At 64.3% G+C, this 14,566-nt stretch carries 10 protein-coding genes; 7 read left to right on the top strand and 3 right to left on the bottom strand.

What is annotated here, in order from left to right; genetic code table 11:
* Positions 1-224 precede the first annotated feature (224 nt).
* Entirely contained in the window at positions 225-1,238 is a 1,014-nt protein-coding gene (locus AB3X99_RS31845; RefSeq protein ID WP_069268705.1) for a LysR family transcriptional regulator, read from the bottom strand.
* 167 nt (positions 1,239-1,405) lie between these two features.
* Here AB3X99_RS31845 and AB3X99_RS31840 point away from each other — a divergent pair, with 167 nt between their 5' ends.
* The 3 genes from AB3X99_RS31840 (at position 1,406) to AB3X99_RS31830 (ending at position 5,700) form a co-directional block, all read left to right on the top strand.
* On the top strand, positions 1,406-3,625 hold the full coding sequence (locus AB3X99_RS31840; protein ID WP_368619159.1) for an FUSC family protein: 2,220 nt from the start codon (positions 1,406-1,408) through the stop codon (positions 3,623-3,625).
* Between the two features lie 130 nt (positions 3,626-3,755).
* Positions 3,756-3,977 carry a hypothetical protein gene (locus tag AB3X99_RS31835; protein ID WP_254319584.1) on the top strand — a complete coding sequence of 74 codons (222 nt, stop codon included), beginning with the start codon at positions 3,756-3,758 and terminating at the stop codon, positions 3,975-3,977.
* A 196-nt stretch (positions 3,978-4,173) separates the two neighbouring features.
* Positions 4,174-5,700, top strand: coding sequence for an acetyl-CoA hydrolase/transferase family protein (locus AB3X99_RS31830; RefSeq protein WP_368606200.1), 1,527 nt, complete (start codon positions 4,174-4,176; stop codon positions 5,698-5,700).
* A 91-nt stretch (positions 5,701-5,791) separates the two neighbouring features.
* Here the strand turns inward: AB3X99_RS31830 and AB3X99_RS31825 are convergent, their stop codons facing one another.
* A complete protein-coding gene (locus AB3X99_RS31825; RefSeq protein WP_042265070.1) occupies positions 5,792-6,043 on the bottom strand; it encodes a GlsB/YeaQ/YmgE family stress response membrane protein in 252 nt (83 codons plus the stop codon).
* A 186-nt stretch (positions 6,044-6,229) separates the two neighbouring features.
* Positions 6,230-6,937 carry an MgtC/SapB family protein gene (locus AB3X99_RS31820; protein WP_069268708.1) on the bottom strand — a complete coding sequence of 236 codons (708 nt, stop codon included), beginning with the start codon at positions 6,935-6,937 and terminating at the stop codon, positions 6,230-6,232.
* A 229-nt stretch (positions 6,938-7,166) separates the two neighbouring features.
* On the opposite strand from AB3X99_RS31820, the gene AB3X99_RS31815 reads away from it, so the two are divergent.
* From AB3X99_RS31815 to AB3X99_RS31800, 4 genes are all read left to right on the top strand, one after another.
* Complete coding sequence (locus AB3X99_RS31815) at positions 7,167-8,210, top strand: LysR family transcriptional regulator (RefSeq protein WP_342950228.1); 1,044 nt, start codon at positions 7,167-7,169, stop codon at positions 8,208-8,210.
* Positions 8,211-8,463: 253 nt separating this feature from the next.
* On the top strand, positions 8,464-11,673 hold the full coding sequence (locus AB3X99_RS31810) for an efflux RND transporter permease subunit (protein WP_368619158.1): 3,210 nt from the start codon (positions 8,464-8,466) through the stop codon (positions 11,671-11,673).
* Between the two features lie 18 nt (positions 11,674-11,691).
* The gene (locus tag AB3X99_RS31805) at positions 11,692-12,939 is read left to right on the top strand and encodes an efflux RND transporter periplasmic adaptor subunit (RefSeq protein WP_368619157.1); all 1,248 of its coding nucleotides are present in this window, start codon (positions 11,692-11,694) and stop codon (positions 12,937-12,939) included.
* Positions 12,940-12,941: 2 nt separating this feature from the next.
* The gene (locus AB3X99_RS31800; protein WP_368619166.1) at positions 12,942-14,447 is read left to right on the top strand and encodes an efflux transporter outer membrane subunit; all 1,506 of its coding nucleotides are present in this window, start codon (positions 12,942-12,944) and stop codon (positions 14,445-14,447) included.
* The last annotated feature ends 119 nt before the right edge of the window (positions 14,448-14,566 follow it).

Genomic DNA, 14,566 nt, shown 5'->3' with positions numbered 1-14,566 from the left:
TTCCCATCCCGAACAGGACCGTGAAACAGCTCCACGCCGATGATAGTGCGGATTGCCCGTGTGAAAGTAGGTAATCGTCAGGCTCCTTATGCTGTAACGTCCAGAACCCCGGTGTCTCCGAAAGAGAACCGGGGTTCTGGCGTTTGGGCTTCTTCAGATGCAGAAAACAAAAAAGCCGTCCAATGGACGGCTTTTTGCGTTAACCCGCTTTCACAAGCGCAGGCTTACTGCGCCGCTTTCTGCACAGCTGCTGCGACGCCAGCGTCCTTCGCCAAGGCCACCTCTTCTGCGACGTCCGTCAGCTGCTCTTGAGTCAGTTCTTCAAGCAGCGCCAGGTCGCGCTCGATGACTTGCGGGAGATGCGCGCGCAAGAATTCCACCCACGTCTTCGTCTTCGCATCGACGAACTTGCGCGACGGATAGAGCGCGTACACGTTCGTCTTTTGCAGCTTGTGCTGTGGCAGCACGCGCACGAGCGTCCCGTTACGCAATCCTTCTATTGCGGCGTAGACCGGCAACATCCCGATCCCCATCCCCTCGCGTATTGCCACGGCGAGCGATTCCGCGATGTTCACCTGCACCGGCCCGTCCACTTGCATCTCGACGCTGCCCTCAGGCCCCTCGAGCGTCCACTCATGCGCCGGGAACGCTGGCGATTTGAGAATCAGACAGTCGTGATGCGAGAGGTCGGCGGGAGTGCGTGGCGCACCGTGCGTATGCACATACCCAGGCGAGGCGCACAGAATGCTGTACGTCGAGCCCAGCTGATGCGAAACGAGATCGGAATTCGGCAGCGATGACGCCGTGACCACCGAGACGTCGCTGCTGCCCTCGAAGAGATCCGGCATGCGTTGCGAGAGCGTCAGTTCGACGGTGACTTCGGGATGCAGCGCACGATAGCGCGAGATCGCCGGCAGCACGTACTGCTGACCAATACTCGCGAAGCTGTGCATGCGCAGCGCCCCGACCGGGCGTTCGTGCGCGCAGCTCGCTTCTTCTTCCGCGCTATCGACGTCCGCGAGAATCTGCGAGCAACGCTTGAGATACCGCTCGCCGGCGGGCGTGAGCGCGAGCCGGCGTGTCGAGCGGTTGAGCAGACGGGTGCGCAAGTGCGCTTCGAGTTCCGATACCGCGCGCGACATCGCGCCGGTGGTCGAATCCAGCGACTGAGCCGCGGCCGTGAAGCTGCCCGCTTCCACGACGCGCACGAACACCCGCATGTTTTGTAACGTATCCATCAGACCTTCTTGACCTTCTTGTTCGGTACAGAAACGATATTGTCCGCCTGTATGGGCGCGCCATTGTTGAGTGATCTGGAACGGAGGTTCCCCGCGCGTCCCATTAATGCGGCGCAATGACGCTCCTACAATCGGCCCCTGTCTTTGAAACAGCCCGAGCGTTTGTCATGAGCCGCCAGCCTGCGATACATCGAGCGTTCGACTCGCGTCGGCGCGCGGAGATCATATGGCGCGCGGTCAGACGGGCGTTGCGCGACTGGCAGGCCAGCGACGGCACGATCTGGCTCCATCTGCTGAAAACGGTCGCGGCTTGCTTGCTTGCCATGGGCATCTCCATGCTGCTGGACCTGCCGCAGCCGCGCATCGCGATGACGACGGTGTTCGTCCTGATGCAGCCGCTCTCGGGCATGGTGTTCGCCAAGAGCTTTTATCGCATCGTCGGCACTGCGGTGGGAATGGTCGCGGCGGTAGTACTGGGCGCCGTGTTCGTCCAGCAGCCCGAACTCTACATCCTCGGGATGACGGGGTGGGTGGCCGCATGTACGGCTGCCGCCATGAGGAATCGCCATTTTCGCTGGTACGGTTTCGTGCTTGCCGGCTACACGGCAGCGTTGATCGGCATTCCGCTCGTGATGCAGCCCAACGGTCTCTTTCTCGCCGCACTCGGCCGAGGCGCCGAAGTGGCCATTGGCATTCTCTGCTCGGGCATGGTCAGCGCGGTGATCGTGCCCCGGCAGTCGGGCTCGTTGCTCGGTCGAACCCTGCGCTCACGCTATCTCAATTTTACTGCGTTCGCTGCGGCGGTGTTGGCTGGGCGGCTCGAAAGGGGCGCATTCGAAGGGCGATTTGCGAGTCTCGTCGACGATGTCGTCGGCTTCGAGGCCACGCGTGCTTTCTCGTCTTTCGAAGATCCGACGATGCGCTCGCGCAGCGGCCTGCTTTCGCGTCTGAATTCCGAATTCATGGATGCCTGCGCGCGGCTGCATGCGTTGCGCCAGTTGCTCAAAAGACTGCACTGGCGCGACGCGGCGATCGCACCGCTCGCGCCGTATTTTGACGAACTCGCGGCGCTGCTCGCACAACGGCCTGGCCGCGACGAAAGCGATCGCGCCTATGCGCGGAGGGTCGCCGATGGGCTCGAGGCCTTTCAGCGCACGCTGCCGCGTCATGTGCGCGAGACGCGGCGGCCGCTCGAACATGCGCTGCCCGAAGCGCTGCCCGACTTCGACACCTCGGCCGAACTCATCTATCGCTTCACGACCGAGATCGTGCGCTACAGCCGCACCTGGGCAGCGCTCATGGAAGCGAGTCCTGCGCAGGCGCCGCGCGCCGCGCGCTACGTGCCTCGCACGAGCTGGTACGTGGTGGCGTTCACCTTCGTGCGTACGGCCGTGGTGGTGGCGTCGCTGGGCTGGTTCTGGGTCGAGACCGACTGGCCGAGCGGCGGCCTTGCGATGATCGCGGCGGCGCTCACGTGCGCGCTCACCTCGTCGGCGCCGAACGCGTCGCGCATGGCCGTGCAGATGGCGGTTGGCGCGGCCTTTGCCGCCGTGACGGGCTATCTCTTCACCTGCTATGTCTATCCCAATGTCGACGGCTTTCCGTTGCTCTGCGCGACACTCGTTCCGGTGCTCGCCATCGGCGCCTTTCTCGCCACCCGCTCGCGCATAGCGGGCTATGGCGTCGGCTTCTCGGTGTTCTTCTGTCTGCTGGCTGGTCCGGACAACGTGATCGTGTACACGCCGGATCTGCTGGTCAACAACGGCATCGCCGTCGTCGCCGCGATGCTGGTCGCCTCGCTCGCGTTCGCGGTGGTGTTTCCACCGCACATGAACTGGCTCGTCGAGCGCATGTGCGTGTCGTTGCGCGGCCAGGTCGTGCTGGCCAGCCATGGGGAACTCGATGGCCTCGGCCAGCGCTTCCAGTCCGGTACGCACGATCTGATGCACCAGTTGAGGCTCTTGCTGAACGGGCGCCGCCAGGCGCACCGGCGCGCGTTGCGCTGGATGCTCGTCACGCTCGAAGTCGGGCACGCCGTGGTCGATCTGCGCAACGAGGCGCACGCGGCAGCCTGGCTCGACCGTCATGACGCGCGCTGGCCTGCGGCTCTCGCGCGCGTTCAGGGGGACATCGCGCACCTTTTCGAGAGCCCGGACGGGATCGCGCTCGACCACGCGCTCAGCGCCGTGCGCGCGGCGACCTGGATCGCCCAGGAGGCGCTCGCCACCGTGCATCACGAGCGGGAAAGGCGGCACGAGGCGCAACGGCTGCTGAGTCATCTGCACTTCATCCGCAGCGCGCTGCTCGACCGCGACGCGCCGCTCGGGCCGCTGGCGCGCCGTGCACGCCGTACGCTTGCGCCGCGCAGATCGTTGAAAACACAATGAAAATGCGGGCCCCGCGCGATCTTGCTGCAGTCTGGAAAAATGCCTTCCACCCCGACTCCTTAATCTATTCGACCCTGAGTCATATAGTCACATCACTGCTTCGCAGTAACCGTTAGCACTGGAGAGTAAAATGAAGTCCCTGAAGATCGCTGTTGTTGCCTGTTCGCTGTTTGCCGCCGCCGCTGCTTATGCACAGAACGAAGCACCGGCAGCGAGCGTCCCTCAGCAGGTTGCGCAGTCCGCTGCCCCGCAGGCAGCGCAAGCGCCCGCCCACCGCGAAATCGTAAAGCCGGCAAAGAAGGATGAATGCGTCGGCCCGGTCAGCTTCTGCAATATTTATTTCGGTAGCTGAAATCGAGAGCACGCCAGCCATGTGCAGGCGCACGCTGAAATCTTGTGCCGCGACGCCTTCAAAAGGGCGCCGCGGCTTTGCGCATTGTGGCTGCTCAAAACACTGCAACAGTGTTTTGTGAAACTCACAGTGCACGACCGCCGATGCAAGACCTGAAAATAGGCACCAGGCGATCAGAGAGTTTGTGGAGACTTTGATGTACGAAGACCGTATTCGTTGTGCCGCCTTGCGCGGGAAAATCACTTCGGCCGCCGAGGCGGCCCAACTCGTGCGCAACGGCATGCGCGTTGGCGCAAGCGGCTTTACGCGCGCGGGCGACACGAAGGCCGTGCCGCTCGAACTGGCGCGCCGTGCGCGCGAAGAGAAAGAGCCGCTGCGCATTACGCTGATGACGGGCGCCTCGCTCGGCCACGACGTCGATCGCATGCTGACCGAAGCGGGTGTGCTCGAGCGCCGTCTGCCGTTCCAGGTGGACGCCACGCTGCGCAAGGCGATCAACCGCGGCGAAGTGATGTTCGTCGACCAGCATCTTTCGGAAACCGTGGAGATGCTGCGCGCGAACCTGCTCGGGAAACTCGATCTCGCGATCATCGAAGCCGCCGCGATCACGGAAACCGGCGCGATCGTGCCGACCACGTCGGTCGGCAATTCGGCGAGCTTCGCGATTCTCGCGGAGAAGGTGATCGTCGAGATCAATCTCGCACAGCCGCTCGCGCTCGAAGGCCTCCACGACGTGTGGATTCCTGGCCGTCGCCCGCATCGCGATCCGTTGCCGATCGTGCGTCCGCAGGACCGTGTGGGTACGACCGCCATCGAGATTCCGCCGGAGAAGATCGCCGCCATCGTCATCACGAACGAAGCGGACAGCCCCTCGACCGTGCTGCCCGCCGACGAAGAAACCGCGCGTATTGCCGGCCACCTCATCGAATTCCTGCAGCACGAAGTGAAGCACGGCCGCATGAGCGCGCAACTGCCGCCGCTGCAGGCCGGCATCGGCACGATTGCGAACGCGGTGCTTTCGGGCTTCGTGGATTCGCCGTTCGAAGCGCTTACGATGTACTCCGAAGTATTGCAGGACTCGACGTTCGATCTGATCGATTCCGGCAAGATGGTATTCGCCTCGGGCGCATCGATGACGCTCTCCGCGCAACGCCAGGCTCAGGTGCTCGCCGAACTCGACCGCTATCGCGACAAGCTCGTGCTGCGTCCGCAGGAAGTGAGCAACCATCCCGAAGTGATTCGGCGCCTCGGCTTGATTGCGCTGAACACCGCGCTCGAATGCGACATCTACGGCAACGTCAATTCCACGCACGTGGGCGGCACGCACATGATGAACGGCATTGGCGGCTCGGGCGACTTCGCGCGCAATGCGTCGTGCGCGATCTTCGCGACCAAGGCGATTGCGAAGGACGGCCGCATTTCCAGCATCGTGCCGATGGTGCCGCACGTCGATCACAACGAGCACGACGTGGACGTGATCGTCACCGAGCAGGGCCTGGCGGATCTGCGCGGACTTGCGCCGCGCGAACGTGCGAACCTCGTGATCGAGCGTTGCGCGCATCCGCTTTATCGCGACCTGCTGCGCGACTACTATCGCGACGCACTCAAGTTCGGCGGCCAGACGCCGCACGATCTCGCACGCGCGTATGAAATGCATCTGCGTTTCAATCAAACGGGTTCGATGCTGCCTGAAGCGACGGGCGGACTCGTTGCGAACGCCTAAGGTCCACGGCGCTCGCTATTTAGAAGCACACAAAGACAAAGCGGGAGCACCGGCAACGGTGCTCCCGCTTTTCATTGATAGCGCAAATTCGCTACGCTCGTCGCACGAGGCGGATGATGAAGAGCAGAATGACCGCGCCGACAATGGCGGTAATGATCGAACTGATGATGCCGGCGCCGATATGAATGCCGAGCACCCCGGCAAGCCAACCGCCGATGAACGCGCCGACAATGCCGACAATGATATCGACGAACAATCCGAAGCCGCCGCCTTTGACGAGAACGCCAGCGAGCCAGCCTGCGATTGCGCCGATGATGAGCCAGGCAATGATGCCGTGTTGCATATGAGTAGACTCCCCTTGTTGGCGTGAACGAATCACGGTGAATGGAGCTTAGTCCAAGGGCGAATACGCGTCCATGAAACGCGGCCAGAATTGACAGTTCTTGAAAACCGCCGCCGATAGTTTCAAAAAAAGCAACGAATTAGAAATGCATTCGTAAGAAATGCCGGCCGATGCAATGCGCAAGGCTCATTCGGGCGCGATTTCGGGTTCCGCGGCGGTCCAGCTTATGCTCGAGACGCCTTTCTCCATGCTCAGGCGGTTCGCCAGGAGCTCCAGCTTCGACTGGTACTTCGGGTGCAGGCGCATCGTCGCCGTCACGCGCAGGCGCGGCGGATCGCCGGCCAGGTCCTCGCTCGTGAGGCTCTGGAACGAAAGCGGCGTGGAGTACAGAGAGTTCGAAAGCAACGTGCGGATATGGATTTCATCCTCTTCGCGGCAAACCACCGTAAGCACATAAGCGCGCACGAGATCCGCATTCGAAACAGGCGACGCGTTGATGATGCGGCTCACCTCGCGCAGCACGGTATTCGTGAGCAGCACGACAGCGGTGCCGGCCACCGCCGGGCCGTAATGGCCCGCTCCGCACAGCACGCCCACGGCCGCTGAGCACCATAGCGTCGCCGCGGTATTGATGCCCTGAATCGAGCCCTTCTCGCGCATGATGACGCCGCCGCCCAGAAAGCCCACGCCGGAGACGACATAGGCCGCGATCTGCGTCACGCCGGTCGAGCCATTGCCGGTCAGCACGCCGAGCGTGACGAACAAACATGCGCCGCTGGCGACGAGCGTGATCGTGCGCAGACCGGCCGTGCGTTGGCGAATCTGGCGTTCGAGGCCGATGGCGACGCCGCAGGCGAACGCCGCGAGAAGGCGCAGGGCGAATTCGAGAGTCATCGTTTTGTCATCAAAGCGCAGGGCGGCCGTACGCCAGGCGGCTCTCGCGCGAGGCGTCGGGATGCATCGCAGCACGCCCCGGGGGCCCGTGGATCATACGCGCGACGGGGCTTTGCGCCAAGCTGTCCGCGCTGTCATGTTCGAGTCAGGATCAGGCCACGGCTCGTCGGCGAAACTACCCTCATTCGTATGGAGATGGGAAGGCAGGTCGAATGAACGGGAGTTTCTGATGGATACGCTGCGCAATATGCGGGTCTTCGTGCGAGTGGTGGAGTCCGGCAGCTTCACGCGCGCTGCGGCGAGCGAAACGATGACGACGGCGCAGGTCTCGCGCGCGGTCACCGACCTGGAGTCACGGCTACGCACACGGCTTCTCAACCGGACCACGCGGCGCATGTCGCTGACCGAAGCGGGCGAGCGTTACTTCCAGAGCTGCAAGCGCATTCTTGCCGACATCGAGCAGGCCGAAGCGGAAGCCGCCGCTGCGCACGCGAACCCCGCGGGCAAGCTCCGCGTGTACGGCGGCACGAGTTTCGGGCAGCACTATGTGATGCCGCTCATCGCGCGCTATCAGCAGCATTTGCCGGAGGTCTCGGTCGATCTCACCATCGCGCAGCAGATGCCGGACATCATCGAGGAGGGCTTCGATGTCGCGGTCGTGGTGGCCGCCGAACTCGAGGACTCCGCGCTGATCTCCCAGCATCTGGGCAGCACCGCTGCCATTCTCTGCGCTTCGCCTGCGTACTTGCGCACGCGCGGCGAGCCGCAATCGTTCGATGACCTCGAAGCGCATACCTGTCTGCACCTGACCGATGCGAGCCTGCCCGCCGGCCAATGGGTTTCCGAGGGACCGCTTGGCGAGACCTTCCGGCATACGGGCGTGACGCCGTTCCAGGTGAACAATCCCGAAGCGCTTGCGCTCGCCATACGCGAAGGCATGGGCATCGGCCCGCTGCCGGTGCCGGTTGCGCTGCCCGGTCTCGCCGACGGCACGCTGGTGCGCGTGCTGCCCACGCACACCCTGCAAAAGCTCAACATCTACGCGCTGTACGCTTCGCGTCGCTATCTGGATGCGAAGATCCGCACCTTCGTCGAGTTTCTGCGCGAGAAGGTGCCGCTCGTCCTTGCCGAGCAGGAGGCTGCGCTCGCCACCTGCGACGAGCCGCTTCGCGAAATGGATGCACACGCGGGCCCGCGAGGCGCGCGTGCGCGCAGCGGTCGGGGCCGCGGTCACAACACGCACGACCTGGAGCGCCTGCGTCTTGTGAACTGAAGCAGTTAAAGAAGTCTTCGCGAAGCGCGAGTGTGTTACGGCGCGTTTCGCGGCTGCGGATTTCCGGCGCTTCGCGACGCTACAGCGCCGATCTATCTGCATTCCAGTGCGCTTTCGCGCGTCTCGCGCATTGCCTGTCAATTTCGCCATATTGGCGACAGCGACCTGCCACCGCCATTGCCTATGATGCGGCACCCGCTGGATGAATGCGTCGCCGTCTCAACCCCTCGCCTGAGTTGTCCGAAACACTGACATGTGGATTGTCAATCTCGCGCTGAAGCGACCGTACACGTTCATCGTGATGGCTATCCTGATCGTGCTGGCCACGCCGTTCGTGCTCATGTCGATGGCCACCGACGTGCTGCCGAACATCAACATCCCGGTCATCAGCATCATCTGGTCGTACAACGGCTTCTCCGCGAAGGACATGGCCGATCGCATCACCTCGGTCAACGAGCGCAGCTTGACGACCACGGTGAGCAATATCGAGCACATCGAGTCGCAGTCGCTGCCCGGCATCGCGATCATCAAGCTGTTCCTGCAGCCTGGTGCGAGCCTGCAAACCGCGATCGCGCAGGCCGTTGCATCGGAACAGGCGCAGGTGAAGCAGATGCCGCCCGGTGCGACGCCCCCGCTCGTCATCAGCTATTCGGCCTCGAGCATTCCGGTGATCCAACTCGGCCTGTCCAGCAAGTCGATGAGCGAGCAGGCGCTCGCCGACGTCGCGATGAACTTCTTGCGCCCGCAGCTCATTACGATTCCCGGCGCGCAGGTGCCTTACCCGTATGGCGGCAAGACGCGCGTGATTTCCGTGGACCTCGATACGCGCGCACTCATTTCGAAGGGCCTCACGCCCGCCGATATCGTCAATGCCGTCAACGCGCAGAACCTGATTTTGCCGACGGGCACGGCCAAGCTCGGGCAAACCGAATATCGTGTGGACACCAATGCATCGCCCGATACGCTTGCCGGACTCAACCGCATTCCCGTGCAGACGGTAAACGGCGCGACCACCTATCTCGGCGACGTGGCGCACGTGCGCGACGGCTTCACGCCGCAGACCAACGTGGTGCGCCAGGACGGCCAGCGCGGCGTGCTGATGTCGATCCTCAAGAGCGGCGACGCCTCGACGCTGCAGGTGGTGGGCGCCCTCAAGGACCTGCTGCCGAAGGCACGCGACACGCTGCCCGCCGACCTCGTCGTCAAGCCGCTCTTCGACCAGTCCGTCTTCGTTTCCGCCGCCGTGCAGGGCGTGGTGCGCGAAGCGCTCATTGCGGCCGCGCTCACCGCGGCGATGATCCTGCTCTTTCTCGGCAACTGGCGCAGCACGCTCATCATCGCGGTGTCGATCCCGCTGTCGATTCTCTCGTCGATCATCGCCCTCTATGCGCTTGGCGAGACCATCAACATCATGACGCTCGGCGGCCTTGCGCTCGCTGTCGGCATATTGGTGGACGACGCCACGGTTACGATCGAAAACATCGAGCGGCACCTGCATCTGGGCGCGAAACTGCACGACGGCATTCTCGAAGGCGCGGGCGAAATCGCGGTACCCGCACTCGTCTCGACGCTGTGCATCTGTATCGTGTTCGTGCCGATGTTCTTCCTCACCGGTGTAGCGCGCTTTCTGTTCGTGCCGCTCGCGCAAGCCGTGGTGTTCGCGATGATCGCGTCGTACATCCTCTCGCGCACGCTGGTGCCGACGCTCGCCATGCTGCTCTTCGAGGGCCACGATCCCACCGCGCATGCACAGCGCGCCCAAGGCTCGCTCTTCGCGCGCATACACTGGCGCTTCAATCATGCGTTCGAGCGCTTGCGCGCCAATTACATCGCGCTGTTGAGCCTGCTGCTCGCGCGCCGCAAATTCTTTGGCGGCACCTTCCTCGCGTTTTGCCTGCTTTCGCTCGTCCTCGTGTTTTTTCTTGGCCGCGACTTCTTTCCTTCGGTCGATGCGGGCAATATTCGTTTGCACATGCGCGCGCCAACGGGTTTTCGCATCGAGGAAACCGCGCGCCTGGCCGACCAGGTGGAGCAGGTGGTTCGCGAAGTCGTGCCGGCCGATCAACTCGAAACGATCGTCGACAATCTGGGCCTGCCCTATAGCGGCATCAACCTCTCGTATAGCAATGCGGGGACGATTGGCACGCTCGACGGTGAAATCCAGATCGCGCTGAAGCCCGATCACGATCCCTCGCGCATTTATATCGACAAGCTGCGGACCTTGCTGCCGCAACGCTTCCCGGGCGTCGAGTTCTTCTTCCAGCCCGCCGACATCATCACGCAGATTCTGAACTTCGGTCAGCCCGCGGCGATCGACGTGCAGGTCGTGGGCGCGAACCTGAATCAGGACATGGCGCTTGCGAGCACGCTGCTCAAGCAGGTGCGGCAACTGCCGGGCGCTGTCGATGCGCACATCGAGCAGCGTAACGACGAGCCCGCGCTCACGCTCGCCATGGACCGCACGCGTATGCAGCAGTTGAACCTGAGTCCGCAAAATGTTGCGCAGGACGTGCTGATCGCGCTTTCGGGCAGCACCCAGACCTCTCCTGCGTTCTGGGTGAGCCCGCAAAACGGCGTGGAATATCCGCTCACGGTGCAAACGCCGCAGTATCGCGAGACCTCGATGAACGAGGTGATGGGCACGCCCGTTTCCGCACGCGCGACGAATCCCAATGCGCCGCTGCAACTCGTGAGCAACCTCGTGCAACTCAATCCGCATAGCGGGCCGGCCATCGTCACGCACTACAACATCCGTCCTGTGATCGACCTGCTCGTGAGCGTGGAGGGCAGCGACCTGGGGTCCGTGGGCGTGAACATCAACGACATCATCCGGCATGTGCAGGCGCACGCGCCGCGCGGCACGACCATCACCATGCGTGGGCAGATCGGCACGATGCGTTCGTCGTACGTGGGTCTGGGCGTCGGCATTGCGATGGCGGTGGTGCTCGTGTATCTGCTGATCGTCGTGAACTTCCAGTCGTGGGCCGATCCGCTCATCATCATCAGCGCGCTGCCCGCCGCGCTCGCGGGCATTGCGTGGATGCTCTTCATCACCGGCACGCACCTGAGCGTGCCCGCGCTCACCGGCGCGATCATGACCGTGGGCGTCGCGACCGCAAACAGCATTCTCGTGGTCTCGTTCGCGCGGCAGCGTCTTGCCGCCGGCGCGTCGCCGCTCGCCGCCGCGCTCGAAGCCGGCGCTACCCGCATACGCCCGGTGCTGATGACGGCGTTCGCCATGATGATCGGCATGGTCCCGATGGCGCTCGGCCTCGGCGAAGGCGCGGAGCAGAATGCGCCGCTCGGGCGCGCGGTGATCGGCGGCCTGCTGTTCGCTACGGTCTCCACACTTTTGTTCGTACCCCTGATGTTTGCGACCGTACATACCCGGCTCGCCCACCGCGCCGCCGCGAAACGCGAGCGCGAGGCGCAGCGCCGGGCTACGCGAGGCGATACCCGTTAAGTCAAATTGGCCGAAGACATGAACGAACCTCACCACCATTCATCTCTCGACATCACCGTGGGCAGCGAGCAGGGCATGGACCTGCCGGCGCGCGGCCAGGCGGGCAAGCGCGCACGCTTTGCGCTGATCGTGGTCGCGCTGCTGCTGGCCGCGGGCGCCACGCGCACGATCGTGTCGAACCTCATGAACGGCCACCATCTCGCAGATGTCACGAAGCAGAACGCGAAGCAGTACGTGAGCGTCGTCCAACCGGTAGCGGCGGGCGCGGACGGCCGCATCGTGCTGCCGGGAACGCTGCGCGGCTTTGTCGAAGCGCCGATCTACTCGCGTGCGAACGGCTACGTGCGGCGCTGGTACGCCGATATCGGCGCGCACGTGCAACAAGGGCAGTTGCTCGCGGAGATCGATACGCCCGAGATCGATCAGGAACTCGCGCAGGCGCAGGCGCAGCGCGATCAGGCCGCCTCGACGCTCGCTCTCGCAAAGACATCGTTCGATCGGGCGCAGCAATTGCGCCAGCGCGATGCGGTCTCGCAGCAGGAACTCGACGACCGCCAGGGCGCCTTCAACACCGACCAGGCGAATCTCGCCGCCGCCGATGCGAACGTGCGCCGCCTCACGGAGATGAAGTCGTTCCAGCGCATCGTCGCACCGATCACGGGCATCATCACGCAGCGCAACGTCGATATCGGCGACCTCGTGAACGCGGGCAACGGCGGGGCGGGTCATGCGCTCTTTTCGATTGCGCAGTCCGACCCGCTGCGCCTCTACCTCGACGTGCCGCAGACCTATGCGCAGCAGGTGGCGGTCGGCCAGCACGTGAGCGTGACCGAACAGGAGCTGCCGGGCCTGACGTTCGCCGGCACCGTCACGCGCACGGCGCAGGCCATCAACGTGGCCACGCGCACGCTGCAGGCCGAAATCTCGCTGCCCAACCATGACGGCAAGCTGCTGCCCGGCGCGTACGTGCAGGCCGCCTTGCAGACCGACGCGAAGGGCCTGCTCACGGTGCCGGGCAACACGCTGCTGTTCCGCTCGGAAGGTCCGCGTCTTGCAGTCGTCGATGCGGATGGCAAGATCAAGCTCAAGCCGGTGGAAATCGCGCAGGACCTCGGGCAGACGCTCGAAATCAGCCGCGGGCTCGCGCCGACCGATCGCGTCGTGCTCAACCCGAGTGACTCGATCGCGGATGGCGACAGCGTCGTCGTGGTCGCGCCGAACAAGACCGAAGCGGCGCACGAGGCCGCCAGGCGGAGCGCGACGTGACGATGCGGAATAACACGCGGCAACGGCCGCTCGCTTGCGTCACGGCGCTGGGCGCGCTCGGTCTCGCGGCTTGCACCGTGGGCCCCGACTATCACGCGCCGCAAACGCAAAGCCCCTCGGCCTGGCGCGTCGATTCCGCCGATTCATACTGGCACGCGGCGCAGCCTTCGCATGCGCCGCTCGATCCGCAGTGGTGGAAGGCATTCGACAACGCCGAACTCGACACTCTGGAAACCGCGGCGCTCGCCGAGAACCAGACGCTGCGCGTGGCCGCCGCGCACTACGCGCAGGCACGCGCGACGCTCGCTTCGGTGTCCTCGCAGCAAAGCCCGCAGGTCGGGCTCGACGCGGGCCTCGCGCGCGAGCGCATTTCCGCGAACCGGCCGCTCACGAACTACGCGACGCCCAACACGTCGACCGTGCAGAACCAGGTCACCGTCGGCGCGACCGTGAGCTACGAACTGGATCTGTTCGGACGCATCCGGCGCATGGTGGAGTCGGCGCAGGCGTCGACGCAGCAGGCCGGCGACGATCTCGCCAACGCGCGCCTCGTGCTCAGCGCCGAACTCGCCACCGACTATTTCGCCATGCGCGAACTCGACAACGAGATCGACGTGGTGAACCGCTCGGCGCAACTGCAGCAAAAGGCGCTCGATTTCGTGACCGCGCAGCACGATCTCGGCGCGGTTTCGGGTCTCGAACTGCTGCAGCAAAAGGCCCAGCTTGCGGCGACGCAAACTCAGGTGCATCTGCTCGAAAACCAGCGACAGCAGGAGCAGAACGCCATTGCCGTGCTGGTCGGCAAGCCCGCGCCCGAATTCACGATCGCGCAGAAGGTGATGCCGCTGCCGGTGCCGGCGCTTCCCACCGGGCTGCCGAGCGAGCTGTTGCAGCGGCGGCCCGACGTGGCCTCGGCCGAGCGGGCGATGGCCGCGGCCAATGCGCAGATCGGCGTGTCACGTTCCGCGTACTTTCCGGACATCACCCTTTCGCCCACTTTCGGCTGGGAATCGACGCGTTTTGGCGGCCTTTTCTCCGTGCCGAGCCTGATGTGGTCGGTGGGCGCGACGGCCAGCGAGGTGCTGTTCGACGGCGGCAAGCGCGCGGCGGGCGTGGATTTCGCCCAAGCGGGCTACGAGTCGGCGCAGGCGTCTTATCGTCAGACCGTGCTCACCGCGTTCCAGGAGGTGCAAAATGCGGTAACGGGCCTTTCGGTGCTGGAACGTGCCTCGACCGACGGTCAGTCGGCCGTGGACGACGCACGCAAGTCGTTCGAACTCGCCAACGACCGCTATCAGGGCGGCCTCGTCGCGTTCATCGACGTGCTCAACGCGGAGCAGCAGTTGCTTGCCAGCGAGCGCCAGGAAGTGCAGATTCACGGCCAGCAGGTCGCCACGGTGGTCTTTCTCGCGAAGGCGCTGGGCGGTGGCTGGAGCGCCGACGACCGCGAGCTGGCCTGCAGCGCGGGCACGTGCCGCGAAGTGCCGAAGGCCGAGGGCAGAAGCTGAGTCGCACGCAAGGGCTGAAAACGGGGCATACGAGAGCTACAAGAGGGCTTGAGCGGGCCCGGCACCAGGGTATATAAAAGCGCGCAACGGCGGTCGCGGGCCGCGTCGGCCGGCACCGC

It is taken from the genome of Paraburkholderia sp. BR10882 (assembly GCF_040948855.1).
GTDB classification, from domain to species: domain Bacteria; phylum Pseudomonadota; class Gammaproteobacteria; order Burkholderiales; family Burkholderiaceae; genus Paraburkholderia; species Paraburkholderia nodosa_A.
The sequence above is the reverse complement of the archived record's forward strand: the minus strand, read 5'-3'. Positions and strand labels throughout refer to the sequence as shown.